The organism is Streptomyces sp. NPDC006476 (assembly GCF_040612015.1).
GTDB lineage: Bacteria > Actinomycetota > Actinomycetes > Streptomycetales > Streptomycetaceae > Streptomyces > Streptomyces griseorubiginosus_B.
In genome coordinates, this window is sequence record NZ_JBEXPK010000002.1 from 182,337 (window position 1) to 201,623 (window position 19,287).

Below are 19,287 nucleotides of genomic sequence, written 5' to 3' on the forward strand. Positions count from 1 at the left end.
GCGTCAGCCCTGGTACGCCTTGGCCGCAGCGGTCTCCAGCTTCGCCGCGGTGCCCTTCGGGTCGGACGGGTCGCGCAGGAAGTCCTGGAGCAGCTTCCACTCGCCGACGCCCTTGGTGCCGCCGAACGCGGCCGGTGCCTGGTCGGACATGTCGAAGCGGACCGAGTCACCGGCGTCGACGAGGGACTTGGCGGTCGCCCGGGTGACGTCGTCGCCGTAGGCGCTGAGGCCGAGCTTCTTGTTCGCGGACAGGAAGCCGCCCGCCTTCGCCCATACGGCGGCCGCCTCCGGGGTCGCCAGGTACTCGAGGAGCTTCATCCCGGCCTTGGCGTTCTTGCCGTCCTTCAGGACCACCGCCGCGTCCCCGCCGCTGACGACGGGTGCCGCACCGCCGTCGACCGCCGGGAAGGGGAAGAAGTCGGCGTCCTGGCCGATGGTCTTGCCGAACTGGTCGTGGGCCACCCCGGCGACGAAGTCGCCCTCGTAGACCATGCCCGCCTCGGGCTTGGGGCCGAACACCTTCTCCACCGAGCCCGGGAAGTCGGTGTTGAGGGCCGCCTTCGGGCCACCCGCGATCAACTGCCGGTCCTTGAACAGCTTGCCGAGCGTGCCGAGCGCCCTGACCACCGAGGCGTCGGTCCACTTCAGCTTGTGGGCGGCGAGGGCGTCGTACTTCTCGGGGCCCGCCTGGGAGAGGTAGATGTTCTCGAACCAGTCGGTGAGGGTCCAGCCGTCCTCACCGGCGACGGAGAAGGCGGCGAGCCCGGAGTCGGAGACGGTGTGGCCGGCCTTCAGCATCTCGTCGTACGTCTTCGGCGGCTTGACGCCGGCCTGGTCGAGGGCGCCGGGGCTGTACCAGACCGTCGACTTGTGGGCGGCCTTGAAGTAGAGGCCGTAGAGGCGGCCGTCGACGCTGCCGTACTTCTTCCAGACGGGTGCGTAACCGGCGTCCACCGCCTTCTCGGTGGTGGCCGACAGCGGGGTGAGCCAGCCCTTCTTCGCGAACTGCTGCAACACGCCGACCTGGGGGACCATCACCACGTCAGGGGCGTTGCCGCCCTCGATCTTGCTGCCGACGACCGTGGAGACGTTGTCCCCGGTGGAGACGAACTCGGTCTTGGCGCCGGTCTTCGCGCTGAACGCGTCCAGCACCTTCTGGAAGTTCTTCTGCTCGCTGCCGGTCCAGACACCGGCCACGGTGACCGTCTGCCCGCCGAGCGCCTTGTCACCGCCGCCCGCGGTGACCGGTCCGCCGCCGCCACAGGCGGTCGCGCCCAGGGCGAGGGTGAGGGCGGTGCAGCTGGTGAGCAGGGTCGTGCGTCGTCGCATCATCATCGATGTCCCTTTCAGGGATGGGGAAATGACGGGAGATGGGGAAATGGCGCGGGGGGATGGGGAAGTGACGGGAAATCAGAGGTCGCTGATCCACCAGGCGGCCGTCGAGCCGGGGAGCACCCCGGCGGGGCACGGGCCGCTGGACAGCAGGGGGGTACCGGAGACGGGCGAAGGGGTGGGCGCCGTACCGAAGTTGACGGCGCAGACCAGGCCGTCGCCGCGGACGAAGCCGAGGACGCCGGGCGGGGTGTCCAGCCAGCGGAGAGTGCCCTCGCCCAACTGGGGCAGAGCGCTCCGCAGTTGGAGGCCGTCGCGGTACAGGTGCCAGAAGGAGCGGGTGTCGGCGAGGGCGCGGTCGGTGGCGTACTCGGCGAAGTACTCCGGCTGCGGCAGCCAGGGCCGCGCGCTCTCGGCGCCGGAGGTGAAGCCGAAGGGCGAGGCCTGTCCGGACCAGGGAAGCGGGACCCGGCAGCCGTCGCGGATCCGGGCGCGGCTTCCCGTGCGCCGGAAGATCGGGTCGGTGAGGACGTCGTCGGGCAGGTCCACGACCTCGGGCAGGCCGAGCTCCTCGCCCTGGTAGATGTACGCGGCCCCGGGCAGCGCCAGCATCAGCAGCGCGGCGGCGCGGGCGCGGGCGGCGCCGAGGCCGCTGCCCTCGGTGGCTGGTTCGCCGTACCGCGTCACCGTGCGGACCTGGTCGTGGTTGTTGAGGACCCAGGTGACCGTGGAACCGGTGCCGGCGATGTCCTGCATGGCCTCCGAGATGACCTTGCGGAAGGCGTCGGCGTTCCACGGGGCGCTCAGCAGGTCGAAGAAGAAGGCCTGGTGGAGCTCGTCGGGGCGGACGTACCGGGCGTGTTCGCGGGCGGTCGGGACGGACACCTCGCCGACCAGCAGCCGCTCCCGGCCGTCGCGGGCGGTGTACTCCTCGCAGGTGGCCCGCCAGCGCCGCCACACGTCGTGCACCTCGGGCTGGTTCCAGGCCAGCGGGTTGACGGAGTCGCGGGTGCGGGCGTCGGCCTCGGGGTCGTCGGAGTCGGGCAGGTCGGGGTGCTTGTAGAGACCGGCGGCCACGTCGATGCGGAAGCCGTCGATGCCCCGGTCCAGCCAGAAGCGCAGCACTCGGTCGAACTCGGCGCCGACCTCGGGGTTGCGCCAGTTCCAGTCGGGCTGCTCGGGCGCGAACATGTGCAGGTACCACTGGCCGTCGCCGACCCTGGTCCAGGCGGGGCCGCCGAACATGGAGTGCCAGTTGTTGGGCGGCTCGCCGCCTGCGGGGCCGCGTCCGTCGGCGAAGTGGAAGCGGGCGCGGGCCGGGCTGCCGGGCTCGGCCGCCAGCGCCTCCTGGAACCACGGGTGCTCGCTGGAGCAGTGATTGGGCACGATGTCGAGGAGCACCTTGACCCCGAGCCGCCGGGCGGCCGCCATCAGCAGGTCGAACTCGGCGAGGTCGCCGAAGAGCGGGTCGACGTCGCAGTAGTCGGCCACGTCGTAGCCGTGGTCGTGCTGCGGGGACGGATAGAAGGGGCTCAGCCAGATCCCGTCGACACCCAGCTTCTTCAGGTACGGCAGCCCCGCCCTGACCCCGGCGAGATCGCCGACGCCGTCGCCGGTGCTGTCCAGGAAGCTGCGGACGTACACCTGATAGATCACCGCGTCCCGCCACCAGCGGTACTTACTCAGCATGCATGCATGTTAAGTAGATGTGTCGAGAGGGTGTCAATGAAAGGAGCAGAAGCTACCGGCTGATTGGCGCTCCAAATCCGGACTTAACCGGCCAAGACGAACTGAAGAGAGACCCTCGCGTTACCTAACAAGTAACTAGAAACTAGCGACCGGGGATCGCGGACAGCTCCCGGGCCAGACGGCGTGCCGCCGCCGCGGGCGTCTCGTGCCCGGTCATCGCGTCGTGCACGACCGCCTGGACGACCAGGCTGACCTGGTCGTACCGCGGGCTCTCGGGACGCGGCTTCGCGTTGATCACGCTCTCGCGCAGGGTGGGGAGGTACGGGAAGCGCCGGATCAGACCGGGATCCTCGTACAGCGCGGCACGGACGGGCGGCAGCGCGCCGCGCGTGAGGACCTGGCGCTGGACCGGCGCACTTGTGAGGTACGCGATCAGGCGCGCGGCCGAATCGGGGTGCCGGGCATGGGCGTTGACGGCGAGGTTGGAACCACCGAGGACGCTGGTACCGGGACCGTCCGGTCCGGGCAGCGGCACGGCGCCGATCTTCCCGGCGACCGGGGAGCCCTTGGCCGAGGCGAGGACGTAGGCATAGGGCCAGTTGCGCAGGAAGAGCAGCTTGCCGTCCTGGAACGCCTGCTTGGACTCCTCCTCCTTGTACGTCAGCGCCGCCTTCGGTATCCAGCCCTCGCGCACCCCGCGCGCCAGGAACCCGATGCCCTCCGTCGCCGCCGAGTCGACGGTGACGCGGGCTCCCTCGTCGCCGAGGATGGTGCCGCCCGCCGAGTAGACGGCCTCGGCCGCGTTGACGGTGAGGCCCTCGTACGGCAGGAACTGCCCGGCGTAGCCGCCGAGTCCGTACTTCGGCGCGATCGTCCTCGCGTCGTGCTCCAGCTCGGCCCAGGTGCGCGGGGGCGGGACGCCCTCCTTGGCGAGGACGTCCTTGCGGTAGAGGAGCAGGCCGGCGTTGGTGACGTACGGGACGGCGTACAGGCGTCCGTCGTAGGTCGCGGTGTCGGTGACCGGATCGAGGAAGGCGTCGAGGGGGAAGCGGTCGCGGGGCAGGGGGCGTATCCAGCCCGCGGCCGCGAACTCCGAGGTCCAGTTCACGTCGATGTTGAGGACGTCGAAGCGGCTGCGGTCGCCGTCGCGCAGGTCGGTCGCCATCTGCGCGTGGGTCTCGTCGGCGGAGTCCGGGAGTTCGACGAGGGTGACCTTCTCGCCGGGGTGAGTGCGGTTCCACCCCTGGAGGAGGGGGCCGAGATAGTGGGTGAGGTCGCCGGCGGTGGCGAGGGTGAGAGGCCCGCGACCGCCACCGGCGCCGTCCTGGGCACGGGCGCCCGAGGTGACGTACCCCGTCAGGATCACGACGAGAACGAGAAGGCCCCTACCGGCGGCATGTATCCACCGCATAGGTTCCTCCTTGCACACCCGGCACCGGGCACCCTTGCCCGGAGTCAGAGGCCATGTATACCTGTTAGGTATGGGCGATACTAGGGTCTGGCCCACATTAGGCGAACAGGAGGACAGCACCCGTGCGCCTGCCCCTCCTGGCGCTTCTCGCGCGCGGTCCGGCCCATGGCTACGAGCTGAAGCAGGACCTTGAGCAACTGCTGGGCTCCGCGTACCCTCAGCCGAACGTCGGCCAGGTCTACGTGACCCTCGGCCGCCTCGAGAAGCAGGGACTGATCGAGGGCGAGGACGTCGAGCAGTCCAGCCGGCCCAACAAGAAGGTCTACCACCTCACCGACACCGGGCGGGCCGCGCTGCGTGCCTGGTTCGAGGAGCCCGAGGACGAGCCCCGGGTACGGGACGAGTTCTTCATGAAACTGGCGCTCGCCCCGCAGACGGGTCTCGCCGATCAGATCGCGCTGATCAACAAGCAGCGGCGACAGTATCTGAACACCATGCGGCAGCTGTCGAAGCTGGCCGCCGCCGAAGACCGGGACAACCGCATCGCCCAGTTGCTGATCGAGGGCGCGATGCTGCACCTGCAGGCCGACCTCGACTGGCTGGAGCGGTGCCAGGAAGAGCTGGAGGAGCTGGAATGAGCGAGCATCCCGCTCCCGTGCTGCGTGCCGAGGGCCTGGTCAAGACGCATCACGGCGAGGGTGCCCCGGCGCACGCGGTGCGCGGGGTCGGCCTGCGGGTGCGCCGGGGCGAGTTCGTGGCCGTCACCGGGCCGTCCGGGGCCGGCAAGTCGACGCTGCTGCATCTGCTGGGCGGACTGCAGCGTCCGGACTCCGGCAGCGTGTGGCTGGACGGCGAGTGCGCGGACGGGTGGAGCGAGGCGCGTTGGGCGGTGGAGCGCAGGAAGCGGATCGGGATCGTCTTCCAGTTCTTCAACCTGGTCTCGAACCTGTCCGTCGCCGACAACGTGGAGCTGCCGGCGCTGCTCGCCGGGGTGTCGCCGAAGCGGGCCCGCGCGGAGCGCGAGGAGCTGCTGGGCGAGCTGGGTCTGGCCGGCAAGGAGCGGAGCCTGCCGGGTGAGCTGTCCGGTGGCGAGCAGCAGCGGGTCGCGCTGGCCCGGGCACTGGTCAACCACCCTCCGCTGCTGCTCGCGGACGAGCCCGCCGGCAGCCTCGACAGCAAGGGCACGCGCGAGGTGATGCGGCTGCTGTCCCGCTTCCACGGCCGGGGCCAGACGATCGTGCTGGTCACCCATGACGCCCGGCTGGCGAGCGCCGCGGACCGGGTGATCAGCTTCTTCGACGGCCGCATAGCCGACGACGCGAACCTGGACGACACCCTGTCCAGCCGGGCCGGCATCTCCGGGGTACTGGAGTTCAAGGACTGACATGCGGACGCACGACGACACCTTGAAGTGGTCGTTCACGCCGGCGATCGACACCGGCACATGTCTGCTGCTGCCGACGCGTGACTGCTGCGGTGCGCCTGAACCGGCGGCGACCGCCGATCCCCCGAGCGATCCCCGTCCCCGGCGGATCCGACAAGCCCACCGCGGCCGCGCCCGGCGGTCGGCCTCGGGCTACGGCTACGGCTACGGCTACGGCTACGGCTACGGGGCGACGGGAACCTCGGCTGTCGGTCCCGCGAGCGGTGCCCCTACCCAGTGGTCCCCGAACGCCACCGGCGCCTGGGTCCCACGGTCCCCGATACCCGACGGCCGCGCGGCGACAAGAACGGTGACCTACGGGTCCGCGACCGGCGCCCCTGCCCCACGGTTCCCGCGGGTCGGCTGCGGTCTCGGCCGGTGGGCCGCCCCGTGCAGGGTGAGGGGCTGATCCGCATGTGGGCGACTTTGCGCTGGGCGCACTCCGATCTGCGGGCGCATCGGGGTGAGGCGTTGTTCCTCGTGCTCGCCACCGCCGGGATCGTCGTGTCCCTGTTGCTGGCGACCGCCCTGTTCGGGTACGCCACCAATCCCTGGCAGCGGGTCTTCACCCAGGCACGCGGCGCGCACGTGTGGATCCACACGAATCCCACCGCCGACGTGCGCGAGCTGGCGCGACTGGACGGCGTCGAGTCCGTCGCCGGCCCCTACCCCACCGCCTCCACCACCCTCGTCTCCCGCGGCACCCGCGCCGCCGTCGAGCTCCGCGTGACATCCGAACGCCCCACGGTCGGCAACCCGCTGGTCACCGCCGGCCGCTGGCTCGACCCCGGCACCCCCGACGGCGTCGTCCTGGAGAGCCACCTGGCCCGCGCCCTGCTCGCCGCGCCCGGCGACCGGCTGACCCTGCCCGGTACGGCACGGACCGTGACGGTCCTGGGCGTGGCCGACAGCGCGGAGCCCCGCTACAGCCCCGGTGAGCAGCCCGGCCTGGTCTGGGCCCTGCCCTCCGCCGTACCGCACCCCACCGGCCAGGTCATCGGCCTGCGCCTGACCAACCCCGAGGACACGGTCTACATCCTCCTGCGCGCCGCCGCCGAACTCGGCCCCGGCACCATCGGCGAGATCTCCACCTGGAAACAGGCCCGCGCCGAGGCCCAGGGCGACAACCGGCTGCTCGGCCAGGTACTGGGCCTGTTCGGCCTGGGCGCCCTGATCGCGGCCGGACTCGCGGTGCACGGCGCGATCGCCACCCGTATCCGCGGCCACCTCCGCGACATCTCGGTCCTCAAGGCGATCGGCTTCACCCCGGCCCAGGTCGTCCGGGTGTTCCTCTTCCAGCACATCGTCTACGCCCTTCTCGGCGCCGTGGGCGCGGCGGCGCTGACGCAGTCCCTGGGCAGCCGCATCCCGGGCCGCCTCGGCGACGCGGTCGGCGTCTGGCAGGGCCTGCCCGGCCACACACTGGCTCTGTTCGCGATCCCGGCCGGCGCGGTCCTGTTCATCGGCGCGACGACGGGTCTCGCGGCCTGGCGCGCGGGACGGGTCCCGCCCGTACCGGTACCCCGCCCCGCGGTGGCGCGCGGCGGACGTCTGTCCGGGGTGGCGCGGCGGGCGCTCGGCGTACGGCTGCCCCCCGCGCTGGTCCTGGGGTGGCACACGGCGTTCACCCGCCGGGTCCGCTCACTGGCGACCATCGTCCGGCTGGCCCTGCCGCTGCTGCTGATGGTCGTGGCGATGAGTGCGTGGACCACCATCGACCGGGCCCAGAGCCGGCCTGAGCGGATCGGGCTGCCCGCCGCGCTGTCCGTGCACACGGACGCGGGGCTCGGCGAGCGCGACGCCCGTGCGCTGCTGGCACGGGATCCGCAGGTCGCCGCCGTCTACCCGAGCGTGGAGGTGGCCGCGCTCGTCGCCAACCAGACCGCGACGATCGCCCTGCGCGGCCTCGGCACCCGGCAGGACCCGTACCCCTACACCCTCGCCGAGGGCCGCCTGCCGCGCGGCAGTGAAGAGGCCGTGGCCGGGCAGGGCCTGCTCGACCTGACGCACACCCGGGTCGGCGACTGGGTGCGCATGACCGTCGGCGACCAGCCGCAGATCCTGCACATCGTGGGCCGCAGCATCGAGCCGGAGAACGCCGGCCGGGTCATCTCCACGTCCCTCGACACCCTCCGTGAGAACGACCCGCGGCTGACCCCGAGCGTCTACCAGCTGCGCCTGCGCCCCGGCGCCGACCCGCACACGGTCGCCGCCCGGCTGACCGGCGCCGGGCACGGACAGCTGGAGGTGCACGCCGTCACCAACCCGGCCGAGGGGCTCTCCCCGCTGCGCTCGGTCGTCGTCGGACTGATCGGCGTCCTCGCCCTGATCGGGATCGTCGAACTGCTCACCGCGATCGGCGGCATGGTCCGCGAGAGCGAACGCGATCTGCTCGCCCTCAAGGCCATCGGCCTGTCCCCGCGCCAGATCACCGCGATCACCGTCACGGCCACCGGCTGCACCGCCCTGGCCGCCGTCCTCGTCGGCACGACCCTGGGCGCCCCCCTCGCGCGCTGGCTGATCGACGCCCAGGGCAGATCGAGCGGCATCGGCTCGGGCATCGCCCAGAACCCGCCGCCACTGCTGCTGGCGCTGTTCGGCACGGCAGCGGTCCTGGGCGCGACCGCGCTCGCAGCCCTGCCGGCGGCACGCGCGGCCCGACGCCGGCTGGCGGACACCCTGACGGCGGTGGCCTGAACGCGGGCAGCGCGCCCAGCCCGAGCGGCCGCCCCGACGCCGCAACGGACAGGACGCACCGCCTCAACGGGCAGGCGGTAGGCCACCGGTCACCAGCGTGCGGGCGGCGCACCACCGGACACCGACAGGCAGGCGGCGCGCCAGCAGTCCCCAACAGGTGAGCCCAGGGCGCCACCGAACACCAACAGGCGGGGCACGCCACCAGTCACCAGCAGACGGGCGCCCCACCGGACACCAACAGGCAGGCAGCGCGCCACCACTCACCAACAGGCGAGCGGTATGCCGCCGTCACCAACAGGCGAGTGTGCGCCACCGCTCACCTCACTGCCGGCCGCGCAGCTCCCGGTACTTGGCCACCAGCGCCTTGCTGGACTCGTCCAGGCCCGGCACCTCGGCGCCCTCCGTCAGCGCCGGCTCCACCCGCTTGGCGAGCACCTTGCCCAGCTCGACGCCCCACTGGTCGAAGGAGTCGATGTTCCACACGGCACCCTGCACGAACACCTTGTGCTCGTACAGCGCGATCAGCTGGCCGAGCACGGACGGCGTCAGCTCGCGCGCGAGGATCGTGGTCGTCGGGTGGTCGCCCTTGAAGGTCTTGTGCGCCACCAGCTCCTCGGGCACCCCCTCCGCCCGCACCTCGTCCGGGGTCTTGCCGAAGGCCAACGCCTGTGTCTGGGCGAAGAAGTTGGCCATCAGCAGGTCGTGCTGCGCCTTCAGCCCCTCGCTCAGCTCGGCCACGGGCTCGGCGAACCCGATGAAGTCCGCCGGGATCAGCTTCGTGCCCTGGTGGATCAACTGGTAGTACGCGTGCTGCCCGTTGGTCCCCGGGGTGCCCCACACCACCGGCCCGGTCTGCCAGTCGACCTCCTGCCCGTCCCGGCCCACGTACTTGCCGTTGGACTCCATGTCCAGCTGCTGCAGATACGCCGTGAACTTGGAGAGGTAGTGGCTGTACGGCAGCACCGCGTGCGACTGGGCGCCGTGGAAGTTGCCGTACCAGATGCCCAACAGCCCCAGCAGCAGCGGCACGTTGGACTCGGCGGGCGCGGTCCTGAAGTGCTCGTCGACCAGCCGGAAGCCGTCGAGCATCTCGCGGAAACGGTCCGGGCCGATCGCGATCATCAGGGACAGGCCGATCGCCGAGTCGTACGAGTACCGTCCGCCGACCCAGTCCCAGAACTCGAACATGTTGGCCGTGTCGATACCGAAGTCGGAGACCTTGCCGGCGTTGGTCGACAGGGCCACGAAGTGCTGGGCGACGGCTTCCTGACCGGCCTTCAGCTCCTCCAGCAGCCAGGCGCGCGCCGAGGTCGCGTTGGTGATCGTCTCGATGGTGGTGAAGGTCTTGGAGGCGATGACGAACAGCGTCTCCGCCGCGTCCAGGTCGCGGGTGGCCTCGTGCAGGTCGGCGCCGTCGACGTTCGACACGAAACGGACCGTGAGATCCCGGTCGGTGTAGCTGCGCAGCACCTCGTAGGCCATCGCGGGCCCGAGGTCGGAGCCGCCGATGCCGACGTTGACGATGTTCTTGATGCGCTTGCCGGTGTGTCCGGTCCACGCGCCGGAGCGCACCCGGTCGGCGAAGTCGGCCATCTTGTCGAGGACCGCGTGCACCCCGGGCACCACGTTCTCGCCGTCGACCTCGACCACCGCGTCGCGCGAGGCACGCAGGGCGGTGTGCAGCACGGCGCGGTTCTCCGTGGTGTTGATCCTCTCGCCGCGGAACATGGCGTCCCGCAGCCCGAACACGTCGGTGGCTGCGGCCAGTTCGCGCAGCAGCCGCAGGGTCTCGTCGGTGACCAGGTGCTTGGAGTAGTCGACGTACAGGTCGCCCACCTGCAGCGTGTAGCCGGTGCCGCGGCCCGGGTCGGCGGAAAAGAGCTCCCGCAGGCCCGTGTCGGCGAGTTCCTCGCGGTGCTTGGCCAGCGCGGTCCACTCGGGCGTCTGGTTGAGCCTGGTACGGCCATCTGCGTTCATGTCCGACTTCAGCCTTCTTTCGTGCCTGTCCCAGCTGTTCCAACCTAGTTGATCAGCGCGGTGCGCGAGCCGTCATGGCGTCGTCGCCCGGCGCAACAACAGGTACGTCCGGCTTGCGGACAGGTATCAGCGCGATGACGGCGAGGACGAAGAAGGCGGCGGTCAGCAGGGGCGGGGCGCCCGGCCCCCAGGCAGTGGCGGCGGCACCCCCGAGCAGCGCGCCCAGCGGTGCTCCGGCGACGGCGAGGGTGCGGAAGGCGGAGCTGACCCTGCCCAGCATCTCCGCGGGCGCGCGCTGCTGCGTGAGCGTGGTGGTGTTGACGTTCCACACCATGCCCATGAACCCGAACACGGCCAGGGCCGCCACCAGCACCGTCAGGCTCCGCACAGCGCCCATCACCACGAGGGCGGCGATCTGCACGAGGCCGGCGAGCAGTACGGCGCGCGGTGCCCCGAGCCGGGCGGTGACGCGCCGGTTGACCGCTCCCCCGGCGAGCCCGCCGACGGTGTACGCGGTGGTCGCCGCAGCGTAACCGGCGGTGCCGGCGTCGAGCCAACCCGTGACCAGGATGACCAGCGTGGCGATCAGCGCGCCCATGCCGATGTTGCACAGGGCCGTGGCGGCGCACAGTCCGCGCAGGGCCCGGTCGTGCCACAGGGTGCGCAGACCGTCGGCGATCTCCCGGCGCAGGGTGCTGCCCGCCGGTGCCGGTGGCCGCTGGGGCACCTCGGTCCGCAGCGAGGCGACCAGCGCGGCGGCCACCAGGAAGGTCCCCGCGTCGGCCACGAAGGGGACGGCGGCCCCCGCGGCGATCAGCAGGGGCACCACTGGCGCGCCCATCAGACCACCCGCGATCTGCTGTCCGGTCATCAGCCGGGCGTTGGCGCTGCCGAGCGCCGCGCGGTCGACCAGGACGGGCAGCAGGGCGGTCGAGGCGTTGTCGAACAGGGTCTGGAGGGTGGTCAGGGCGAAGGCGAGGGCGATGATCAGCGCGATGGAAGCGTGACCGAGTGCGACGGCCACGGCGAACGCGGCGACGAACAGCCCTCGTAGCGCGTCCACCGTCCACATCGCGCGCCGCTGGTCCACCCGGTCCGCGACCGCGCCGCCGAGCAGCCCGAAGACGATCCAGGGCAGATAGCCGCACGCGGTGACGGACGCGATGAGCAGGGGCCGGTCCGTCAGCGAGGCGGCGAGCAGGGGCAGGGCGGCACCGCGCAGCGCGTCTCCGAAGCGGGAGACCACCGCGGCCGTCCACAGCCGCCCGAACCCCCCGCGCCACGTGGGCGCACACCCGCCCGCGGACTCGACCGTCGTCACGTCTCCCCCTCACGATTCGCGTCTGCACAAACCGTAGAGGGCACCACTGACAATCGGTCCGGAGGCGGTCGGCCCCGGCGACGAAGACAGGTCCGGCCAGGCACCCGCTGGGGTGCCCGGCCGGCCGTCAATTCCTAGATCTCGCCCCGCAGTTTGGCGAGCGCCTCGGCGAGGATCGCCTCGCCGTCCGCGTCGCTGCGCCGCTCCCGGACGTACGCGAGGTGCGTCTTGTAGGGCTCGGTGCGCGGCGGGTCCGGCGGGTTGTCCCGGTCCTGTCCGGCGGGGAAGCCACAGCGCGGGCAGTCCCAGGTCTCGGGAACCTGCGCGTCGCTGGCGAAGCTGGGCTGCGTCTCGTGCCCGTTGGAGCACCAGAAGGAGATGCGCAGACGCGGCGCGGACTCGCCGCGCTCGGCCTCGCCCATCGGCCCCGCCCCGACCCGGCTTCCTCGGATCGCGTTGCCACTTGCCACGGTCGTAACTCCCTGCGTGATGGTGCCGCGAAGCGAGTCGGCGTGTCGCTTCGTTGCGAGCGCCTCAGTCTACGTAAGGCCCAACGCACGTCCAGTGGTTGGAGTTACAAGCCCCACACCCGGACGCAAGCCCCATGATAGGCCGCGCTCAGCTGCGCGTACCGAACATGGAGCCTTACGTGCGGAATGGAGGTGCTGTGTGCGGGTTGCCGCTCAGCTGTTCGTGGTCAGGACGACTTCATGAGGAGGCCGAGCACGACGATGCACGCCAGCCACAGCAGACCGATCACCACGGTGATGCGGTCGAGGTTGCGCTCGGCGACCGAGGAGCCGCCGACGGAGGACTGCATGCCGCCACCGAACATGTCGGAGAGACCGCCGCCCTTGCCCTTGTGCATCAGCACCAGCAGCATCATCAGCAGGCTGAAGACGATCAGGGCGATCGAGAACCCCAAAACCACGGCTGGACCAACTTCCTCGGATTCGGATGTACACGCGGGGTCCGGCACAGTGCTGGACCCCGCAAGGGTACGACGGATCGGGCCTAGCGCATACTCACTGGTCGCGGAAGCGCACGATCTTGACGAACTCGTCGGCGTCGAGAGACGCGCCGCCCACGAGGGCGCCGTCGATGTCGGCCTGCGCCATGATCTCGGCGACGTTGCCCGCCTTGACGGAGCCGCCGTACTGGATGCGGACCTGGTCGGCCAGCTCCTGGGTGTACAGCTCGGCGACCTTGGCGCGGATGGCGGCGCAGACCTCCTGGGCGTCCTCGGCGCCGCAGACCTTGCCGGTGCCGATGGCCCACACCGGCTCGTAGGCGATCACGACGGACTCGGCCTGCTCGGCGGGGAGGTCCTTGAGACCGCCCTCGACCTGGGTGAGCGTGTGCGTGACGTGGTTACCCGCCTCGCGCACGTCCAGCTCCTCGCCGACGCACAGGATCGGGGTCAGACCGTGCTTGTACGCGGCCTTGACCTTGGCGTTGACGATCTCGTCGGTCTCGGCGTGGTACTGGCGGCGCTCGGAGTGGCCGATCACCACGTAGGTGCACTTCAGCTTGGCCAGCATCGGGCCGGAGATCTCGCCGGTGTAGGCGCCGGAGTCGTGCCGCGAGATGTCCTGGGCACCGTACTTGATCTTGAGCTTGTCGCCGTCGACCAGGGTCTGCACGGAGCGCAGGTCGGTGAAGGGCGGCAGGACGGCGACCTCGACGGCCTCGTAGTCCTTGTCCGCGAGGGCGAAGGCGAGCTTCTGGACGTGCGCGATGGCCTCGAGGTGGTTGAGGTTCATCTTCCAGTTGCCCGCCATGATCGGCGTGCGAGTGGTCATAGCGGGGTCAGTCCTCCAGTGCGGCGAGGCCGGGGAGCGTCTTGCCCTCGAGGTATTCGAGGGAGGCGCCGCCACCGGTCGAGATGTGTCCGAACGCGGTCTCGTCGAAGCCCAGGAGGCGGACGGCCGCGGCGGAGTCGCCGCCGCCGACGACCGTGAAGGCCGGGGAGTCGAGGAGGGCCTGGGCGACCGCCTTGGTGCCCTCGGCGAAATCGGGGTGCTCGAAGACGCCCATCGGGCCGTTCCAGAAGACGGTGGCGGCGTCGGTGATCTTCGAGGCGTACAGCTTGCGGGACTCGGGACCGATGTCCAGGCCCATCTGGTCACCGGGGACGGAGTCGGCGGCGACGGTGGTGGGGTTGGCCGGAGTCTTGCCCGCCAGGTCGGGGAACTCCTGGGCGACCACGACGTCGACGGGCAGGACCAGCTCGACGCCGGTCTTCTCGGCGCGCTCGATGTACTCCAGGACCGCGGGGATCTGGTCCTCCTGGAGCAGGGACTTGCCGATCTCGTAGCCCTTGGCCTTGAGGAAGGTGTACGCCATGCCACCGCCGATGAGCAGCCGGTCGGCCTTGCCGAGCAGCTGGTCGATGACCGCGAGCTTGTCGGAGACCTTGGCGCCGCCGAGCGCGACGACGTAGGGGCGCTTGACGTCCTCGGTGAGCTTCTTCAGGACGCCGACCTCGGTGGCGATGAGGTAGCCGGCGTAGTGCGGCAGCCGGGCCGGAAGGTCGAAGACCGAGGCGTGCTTGCGGTGCACCGCGCCGAAACCGTCACCCACGTAGACGTCCGCGAGGGCCGCGAGCTGGTCGGCGAACTCGCCGCGCTCGGTGTCGTCCTTGGAGGTCTCGCCGGCGTTGAAGCGCAGGTTCTCGATGACCGCGACCTGGCCGGGCTGGAGGCCGTTCACCGCGTCGTGGGCGGCGGGGCCGACGGTGTCCTGGGCGAACGCGACGGGGGCGCCGAGCAGTTCGGCGAGGCGCTCGGCGGCGGGCAGCAGCGAGAAGGCGGGGTCCGGGGCACCCTTGGGGCGGCCCAGGTGTGAGGCGACGACCACCTTGGCGCCTGCCTCGACGAGGGCCTTGACGGTGGGCAGTACGGCACGGATGCGGCCGTCGTCGGTGATGAGGCCGTCGGCGAGCGGCACGTTGAGGTCGGCGCGGACGAAGACCCGCTTGTTGTCCACGCCTTCGGCGAGAAGTTCGTCGATCGTCTTCATGAGGGACTCCTGGTGAGGGCTGCTCTGATCGTACGAGAGCTGTTCTGTACGTGAGTCAGGGCCCGGGCGGCGCGTCCCTGCGCCGCCCGAGCCCTGCTCTCACAGCAAAGTGCCTGCTCTGTGGATCAGAGCTGGTTGCCGACGAAGACCGTGAGGTCGACGAGGCGGTTGGAGTAGCCCCACTCGTTGTCGTACCAGCCGAGGATCTTCACCGACGTGCCCTCCTGGACCATGGTCAGGGAGGAGTCGAAGGTGCAGGACGACGGGTCGCTGACGATGTCCGAGGAGACGATCTCGTCCTCGGTGTAGGTCAGGTAGCCCTGCAGCTCGCCCTCGGCGGCCTTCTTGAACGCGGCGTTGACCTCGTCCTTGGTGACCTCGCGGGACAGCTCCACGACGAGGTCGGTGGCCGAGCCGGTCGGGACCGGGACGCGCATGGCGATGCCGTCCAGCTTGCCCTTGAGCTGCGGGAGGACCAGCGCGGTGGCCTTAGCGGCACCCGTGGTGGTCGGGATGATGTTCTCGGCGGCGGCACGCGCGCGACGCAGGTCCTTGTGCGGGAAGTCCAGGATGCGCTGGTCGTTGGTGTACGCGTGCACCGTCGTCATCAGGCCCTTGACGATGCCGAAGTTCTCGTCGAGGACCTTCGCCATCGGCGCCACACAGTTGGTGGTGCAGGAGGCGTTGGAGATGACGTGGTGGTTCGCCGGGTCGTACTTGTCCTGGTTGACGCCCATCACGATGGTGATGTCCTCATCCTTGGCCGGAGCCGAGATGATGACCTTCTTGGCGCCGCCGGCGATGTGCTTCGCGGCGTCTTCCTTCTTGGTGAAGATGCCGGTGGACTCGATGACGATGTCGGCGCCCAGCTCGCCCCACGGGATGTCGGCGGGGTTGCGCTCGGAGAGGACCTTGATGGTCTTGCCGTCGACGGTGATGGTGTCGGCGGTGTGCGAGACCTCGGCCTTGAGACGGCCCAGGATGGTGTCGTACTTCAGCAGGTGAGCGGTGGTCGCGGTGTCACCCAGGTCGTTGACAGCCACGATCTCGATGTCAGCACCCTGCTCCAGCAGCGCGCGGAAGTAGTTGCGACCGATACGACCGAAGCCGTTGATGCCTACGCGGATCGTCACGAACCGATCTCCTCGTTGGTACGCCGGCCATGCGGTGCCGGCGAGCTCTGTTTGGGATGTCCCCGACCACCCCCGACCCTACCTCCCTGAGGGCTCCGGAGTGACATCGGATTGCCGCATACACGGGCAGGCGGTCCGTACCCGCCAGTAGGGGTACGGACCGCCCGGCTCAAACATCCGGTCACTCTTTTTGACTACGACGTGCTAGTCATCGTTGACCAGCCTGTTCACCCTCCCAGGGCGGCGAGCGCCTTCTTGACGAGTGCCGCACGGTCCGCCGCCGCGGTGACGTGCTCCAGGCCGAAGCCCAGCAGCACGGTCCGGTCGGTGGTGACGGCGCCGTACGTCTTGAACAGGGCACCCGTGCGCTCCCAGTCCCTGAGCACGGCCGGGCTGCCCGCGGGCGGTCCGGTCACGCTCCAGGCGCCGAGCGAGGTCTCGAAGCCTTCGGTCTGCGTCGCCGTGCCGCCGAGGACGAGCGAGGCGTCGTCGGCGAGGACGCCGTGACCGCCGGTGCCCGGGTCGGTGACGTAGCTGATGGAGACCTGGACGGACTTGCCGGCGTAGGCGCTCAGGTCGTAGTTGACCTGCTGCCAGCCGCTGGAGGCGCCGGTGAGGCTGTTCCAGGCGCCGCTGGTGCCGGTGGCGGTGCACGCGTTGTTGCCGATGGTCAGGTAGTGCTTGAGCCACGGGTGTTCGTTGATCAGGAAGCCCGCCCCGCACTCCGAGGGCACGGTCTGGCTGCTCGCGCCGCCCTTCTCCGGGAGGGTCGTCCAGTCGTCGGCGCCGACGGTGTGGGCCTCGACGATCACATGGTCGTAGCCGGGCTCGGTGTCCCACAGCAACTGGCTGCGCAGGGTCGGCTGCTGGGCCGCCGCCACACCGGTGAGGTCGATGGTGCGGGTGAGGCGCTTGTACGCGTCGTCGGTGTGCACGGCGGCCGCCATGTAGGAACCCGCGTAGGGCCCGTACGGGTTGACGGTCCCGGCGAACTGGCCCGCGCCGGCGCTGGCGAACTGCGGGTGCTTGTCGGCGGGCAGCGAGTCGGAGGTGACGCTGTAGGTGCCGGCCTTGTCGAGGGGGTTGCCGGGCGCCGCGCCGAGGGCCCCGCTGAAGCCGCCGAGTTCGCCGGAGCCTGTGAAGCCGGTGGCGCCGGGGGTCGACGTACGGGAGTACGCGCCCAGGTAGTACTGGCTGAAGTCGTTGGACAGGGTGCCGCCGCCGAGATCGACGTTGCCGCCGGCCTGCTCACCCGCCTCGATCAGCTTGCCGCCCTCGTTGAGGTAGGCACGCAGCTGGAGCTGGGTGGCGTTGCCGGGGACGCTCGCTCCCGTGTAGTGGACCACGGTCCTGAAGTGCTTCAGCACGCCGAGCGCGTCGGGCGCGCCCTGGGTGGCGACGTCCCAGACGAGGGCCTTGCGGCCGTTCGCCTTCAGCGCGTCCACATAGGTCTGCGCCTGCGTGGCGGTCGCGCCCTCCTCCGCGACGACGAGGGTGTCGGCCTTGGCGCGCTGGGCCACGGTGTAGGTGAAGTGCTCACTGGAGACCTTCTTGCCGCTCCTGCCGCGGCCGGTGAACCACACCTCGACCTTGTCGCCCGGGTCGCCGTCCCGGACCTTGGCCCGGTACTCGTCGAAGTGCAGGTTGTCATCGCCGCCGTAGGTCTCGCCGCCCTTCCACGCCTTCAGCGGCTCGTCCTTCGTACGGCCGCCGTTGACGCGGTAGTTGAGCTCCTTGCCGCGGATCGCCTTGCGGACGACGACGGAGACCTCCTGGTCGGCGCCGCGGGAGTAGGACGTGGAGAACGTCGCCGGGGTGAAGTCGGCGGCCTTCAGGCCGAGCGAGGAGGAGGGGGTGTCCGGGTGCTGGGCGGTCTCGGCGACCGAGAGCGCGAAGGGGATGTTCTTGACGAACTCCTGCTGGATCAGCTTCTCGTCGTCCGGGAAGTTGAACACGGACTGGCAGTCGGCCGCGTTCCACTGGTCGTTCGGGTCGAGGTTGGAGGCCGTCTGGCAGGTCGACATCTCGGGGGTGAACATCGACATGCCGTTGACGTTCGCCGCGTGGCCGTCCGCCTCGCCGTTGGTGGTGTACAGCTCCGAGGAGACCTGCGGACGGTAGCCGGGGATCGCGGAGTTGTCCGGGGTGCCGGCGAGCGCCTTGTAGACGACGTCGTCGGGGGTCGGGGTGGCCACCTGCCAGCCGACGCCGTAGAGGAGGAGTTCGGCGGCGGAGTGGTAGTTGACGCCGTAGGAGAAGCCGATGCGCTTCTCGAAGGCGTCGAGCGCCTTGGTCTCGGGCTCGGAGCCCGGGCTCGCGCCGCGGTAGGTCTCGCTGGTGGGGTTGGGGGACGAACCCTCGTCGTCGTAGCCCCACTTGTAGGCGAAGTTGCGGTTGAGGTCGACGCCGTCGCCGGTGGAGATGACGCCGTCGCCGTTGACGTCCCGCAGGTTCTTGCGCCACAGACGGGTGTCGGAGTTCTTGAAGGTGTAGTCGTAGCCGTCGGGGTTGGCCGAGATCACGAACCATAGCTCGGTGGAGTCGACGATCTTCCTGATGTGCTTGTCGGTCTTGTAGTGGTCCAGGTAGTAGTGCATCAGCCGGCGGGTCATCTCCGGCGTGATCCACTCACGCGCGTGCTGGTTGGACAGGTACAGCACGGAGGGCTTCGAGCCGTCCTTGGACTTCTTCGCGTCCTTGGTCAGTTTGAGCGCGAGGATGTCCTGGCCGTTGATCGTCTTGCCGATGGAGACGACCTTGGTCAGACCGGGGTTCTGCTGCCCGGTGCGGACGATCTCCTCCTTGATGCCGCCGCTTCCGCTGTACGGGCGGAACACGCCCTGGGCGGCGTTGTCGACCCGCTTCTCGGCCTTGGCCGAAAGTGTGTGCTCGGTGAGGTCGACGCCCTGCTTCTCGAGCTGGTGGGCCTGCCGACCGGTGAGATAGAGCTCGACCGAGGCCGTGCCCTTGGCGGGGACCTGCTCGGCGAGTTCCTGGCCGTCCTGTCCGGCCGCCAGCAGCAGGGGTACCTGCCTGGCGGTGACGTCCGCGCGGTAGACGTTGACCTCATTGGGATCCGAACCCTGTGACGGTCCGTTCTGCGCCTGGGCGATGGGTGCGAGGCTCGCTCCGCCGATCAGGAGCGCGCCGACAGCGAGGATCGATCTCGCTCTGTGTCTCATGAACCCCCCTAGCCATCCTTCGTCACGGCGACGAAGTGTTGCCAGGCTCATGCCACTTCACAGCCGAGTCAAGGGTGCCTCAAAGACAGTCAAACGTCGGT

At 70.3% G+C, this 19,287-nt stretch carries 15 protein-coding genes; 4 read left to right on the forward strand and 11 right to left on the reverse strand.

Annotation, left to right across the window (positions count from 1 at the left end):
• Positions 1–3: 3 nt before the first annotated feature.
• From ABZZ74_RS02950 to ABZZ74_RS02960, 3 genes are all read right to left on the reverse strand, one after another.
• Positions 4–1,332, reverse strand: a complete 1,329-nt coding sequence (locus ABZZ74_RS02950) for an ABC transporter substrate-binding protein (protein WP_356761705.1) — start codon at positions 1,330–1,332, stop codon at positions 4–6.
• 78 nt (positions 1,333–1,410) lie between these two features.
• Entirely contained in the window at positions 1,411–3,021 is a 1,611-nt protein-coding gene (locus tag ABZZ74_RS02955; RefSeq protein ID WP_356761360.1) for an alpha-amylase family glycosyl hydrolase, read from the reverse strand.
• A 142-nt stretch (positions 3,022–3,163) separates the two neighbouring features.
• Positions 3,164–4,432, reverse strand: a complete 1,269-nt coding sequence (locus tag ABZZ74_RS02960; RefSeq protein WP_356761362.1) for an ABC transporter substrate-binding protein — start codon at positions 4,430–4,432, stop codon at positions 3,164–3,166.
• A 122-nt stretch (positions 4,433–4,554) separates the two neighbouring features.
• Here ABZZ74_RS02960 and ABZZ74_RS02965 point away from each other — a divergent pair, with 122 nt between their 5' ends.
• From ABZZ74_RS02965 to ABZZ74_RS02980, 4 genes are read left to right on the forward strand one after another with little or no spacing between them, the layout of a single operon-like run.
• Positions 4,555–5,070 (forward strand): PadR family transcriptional regulator, encoded by a 516-nt coding sequence (locus tag ABZZ74_RS02965; protein WP_133042668.1) that lies wholly within the window; start codon positions 4,555–4,557, stop codon positions 5,068–5,070.
• Entirely contained in the window at positions 5,067–5,816 is a 750-nt protein-coding gene (locus tag ABZZ74_RS02970; RefSeq protein ID WP_356761364.1) for an ABC transporter ATP-binding protein, read from the forward strand. The genes ABZZ74_RS02965 and ABZZ74_RS02970 overlap by 4 nt, the downstream gene beginning before the upstream one ends.
• A gap of 1 nt (position 5,817) precedes the next feature.
• A complete protein-coding gene (locus ABZZ74_RS02975) occupies positions 5,818–6,264 on the forward strand; it encodes a hypothetical protein (protein ID WP_356761366.1) in 447 nt (148 codons plus the stop codon).
• Positions 6,265–6,269: 5 nt separating this feature from the next.
• Positions 6,270–8,552 (forward strand): FtsX-like permease family protein, encoded by a 2,283-nt coding sequence (locus ABZZ74_RS02980; RefSeq protein ID WP_356761368.1) that lies wholly within the window; start codon positions 6,270–6,272, stop codon positions 8,550–8,552.
• A 321-nt stretch (positions 8,553–8,873) separates the two neighbouring features.
• On the opposite strand, the gene pgi is transcribed toward ABZZ74_RS02980, so the two are convergent.
• The 8 genes from pgi to ABZZ74_RS03020 all read right to left on the reverse strand — a co-directional run bounded on the left by pgi (position 8,874) and on the right by ABZZ74_RS03020 (position 19,186).
• Complete coding sequence (pgi, locus tag ABZZ74_RS02985; RefSeq protein ID WP_356761370.1) at positions 8,874–10,529, reverse strand: glucose-6-phosphate isomerase; 1,656 nt, start codon at positions 10,527–10,529, stop codon at positions 8,874–8,876.
• A gap of 52 nt (positions 10,530–10,581) precedes the next feature.
• A complete protein-coding gene (locus ABZZ74_RS02990; protein ID WP_356761372.1) occupies positions 10,582–11,850 on the reverse strand; it encodes an MFS transporter in 1,269 nt (422 codons plus the stop codon).
• A gap of 134 nt (positions 11,851–11,984) precedes the next feature.
• Positions 11,985–12,320 (reverse strand): RNA polymerase-binding protein RbpA, encoded by a 336-nt coding sequence (locus tag ABZZ74_RS02995; protein WP_003976875.1) that lies wholly within the window; start codon positions 12,318–12,320, stop codon positions 11,985–11,987.
• Between the two features lie 227 nt (positions 12,321–12,547).
• Positions 12,548–12,781 carry a preprotein translocase subunit SecG gene (gene secG, locus ABZZ74_RS03000; RefSeq protein WP_133042674.1) on the reverse strand — a complete coding sequence of 78 codons (234 nt, stop codon included), beginning with the start codon at positions 12,779–12,781 and terminating at the stop codon, positions 12,548–12,550.
• Positions 12,782–12,875: 94 nt separating this feature from the next.
• Positions 12,876–13,652 (reverse strand): triose-phosphate isomerase, encoded by a 777-nt coding sequence (tpiA, locus tag ABZZ74_RS03005; protein ID WP_208778959.1) that lies wholly within the window; start codon positions 13,650–13,652, stop codon positions 12,876–12,878.
• Between the two features lie 7 nt (positions 13,653–13,659).
• Positions 13,660–14,871, reverse strand: coding sequence for a phosphoglycerate kinase (locus tag ABZZ74_RS03010; protein WP_356761375.1), 1,212 nt, complete (start codon positions 14,869–14,871; stop codon positions 13,660–13,662).
• A gap of 125 nt (positions 14,872–14,996) precedes the next feature.
• A complete protein-coding gene (gene gap / locus ABZZ74_RS03015) occupies positions 14,997–16,004 on the reverse strand; it encodes a type I glyceraldehyde-3-phosphate dehydrogenase (protein ID WP_133042677.1) in 1,008 nt (335 codons plus the stop codon).
• 227 nt (positions 16,005–16,231) lie between these two features.
• Positions 16,232–19,186 (reverse strand): M14 family zinc carboxypeptidase, encoded by a 2,955-nt coding sequence (locus ABZZ74_RS03020; protein WP_356761377.1) that lies wholly within the window; start codon positions 19,184–19,186, stop codon positions 16,232–16,234.
• Positions 19,187–19,287: the final 101 nt, after the last annotated feature.

Excerpts from the sequence above, each read along its gene's own strand:
- ABZZ74_RS02950 (WP_356761705.1), bottom strand. The coding sequence starts at position 1,332 with ATGATGCGACGACGCACGACCCTGCTCACCAGCTGCACCGCCCTCACC.
- ABZZ74_RS02955 (WP_356761360.1), bottom strand. The coding sequence starts at position 3,021 with ATGCTGAGTAAGTACCGCTGGTGGCGGGACGCGGTGATCTATCAGGTG.
- ABZZ74_RS02960 (WP_356761362.1), bottom strand. The coding sequence starts at position 4,432 with ATGCGGTGGATACATGCCGCCGGTAGGGGCCTTCTCGTTCTCGTCGTG.
- ABZZ74_RS02970 (WP_356761364.1), top strand. The coding sequence starts at position 5,067 with ATGAGCGAGCATCCCGCTCCCGTGCTGCGTGCCGAGGGCCTGGTCAAG.
- ABZZ74_RS02975 (WP_356761366.1), top strand. The coding sequence starts at position 5,818 with ATGCGGACGCACGACGACACCTTGAAGTGGTCGTTCACGCCGGCGATC.
- ABZZ74_RS02980 (WP_356761368.1), top strand. The coding sequence starts at position 6,270 with ATGTGGGCGACTTTGCGCTGGGCGCACTCCGATCTGCGGGCGCATCGG.
- pgi (WP_356761370.1), bottom strand. The coding sequence starts at position 10,529 with ATGAACGCAGATGGCCGTACCAGGCTCAACCAGACGCCCGAGTGGACC.
- tpiA (WP_208778959.1), bottom strand. The coding sequence starts at position 13,652 with ATGACCACTCGCACGCCGATCATGGCGGGCAACTGGAAGATGAACCTC.
- ABZZ74_RS03010 (WP_356761375.1), bottom strand. The coding sequence starts at position 14,871 with ATGAAGACGATCGACGAACTTCTCGCCGAAGGCGTGGACAACAAGCGG.
- ABZZ74_RS03020 (WP_356761377.1), bottom strand. The coding sequence starts at position 19,186 with ATGAGACACAGAGCGAGATCGATCCTCGCTGTCGGCGCGCTCCTGATC.